Source organism: Dellaglioa sp. CoH-55-MRSF-7 (assembly GCF_056782235.1).
Genome location: NZ_JBXAYI010000033.1, coordinates 1 through 656 on the forward strand (window position 1 = coordinate 1; position 656 = coordinate 656).

Genomic DNA, 656 nt, shown 5'->3' on the forward strand with positions numbered 1-656 from the left:
TTGCTTCTGGTTTGTGCTCATTGCGCGGGTTCTCCACGATTAGCGTTGATAAACGCGTCGATGCGGCCACGCGCAACCCTAAGCGCCCCGTTGAACTCTTGTTCGGAGCACGTATAGTCTTCTTTTTTACAAAGCGTCAGAAGTTCGGGGTCTATGCCGTGCCCCGGATCGTAAGCTTCATGACTGACGTGCAGCAGAGCATTTGGCTTCGGCTCCCACACCAACGACACACGTAGGCGGTAGTTCGGAGCTATCATCAGGTACTCTTCCTCGTGATGATTGCCGCACCGAAATTCGCGTTTTTGGTAAATCGGGAACTTTGGCGTTGCGCTCATGGCCGCACCATACGCGAGGTAGCTGCCGCGACGATTGCGGCAATCACTTCTTCATCGTCACGCATTTCGGTCATCACGTGTTCCGTCATCTTGCTTGTGATTTCGGACGCGGCGGCCGAATCATTCTGCAAAAGGCTGATCACATAGTCACGGATCAGCCGTTCTGTTGCGCTGTAGTACATTTGATTTCCTTTACCAGATCGTCCACCATTTTCGAATACCATCCCATGAGGAAAGTTTCCCACAGGCGTTGGACCATTTCTACCGAATACTGCTCAGCAGCCGCATTCCAGTGCTGCGCCACGTTATTGGGCCTGAATG

General features: G+C 52.7%; 2 protein-coding genes. Both read right to left on the reverse strand.

Translation table 11 applies throughout. From position 1 onward, the window contains the following. Window positions 1–17: 17 nt before the first annotated feature. Window positions 18–335, reverse strand: coding sequence for a hypothetical protein (locus tag AC1RPU_RS07705; protein ID WP_281116341.1), 318 nt, complete (start codon window positions 333–335; stop codon window positions 18–20). After that, window positions 332–517 (reverse strand): hypothetical protein, encoded by a 186-nt coding sequence (locus AC1RPU_RS07710; RefSeq protein WP_289875967.1) that lies wholly within the window; start codon window positions 515–517, stop codon window positions 332–334. Before AC1RPU_RS07710 ends, AC1RPU_RS07705 begins: the two co-directional genes overlap by 4 nt. Between the last annotated feature and the right edge of the window lie 139 nt (window positions 518–656).

Excerpts from the sequence above, each read along its gene's own strand:
- AC1RPU_RS07710 (WP_289875967.1), bottom strand. The coding sequence starts at position 517 with ATGTACTACAGCGCAACAGAACGGCTGATCCGTGACTATGTGATCAGC.
- AC1RPU_RS07705 (WP_281116341.1), bottom strand. The coding sequence starts at position 335 with ATGAGCGCAACGCCAAAGTTCCCGATTTACCAAAAACGCGAATTTCGG.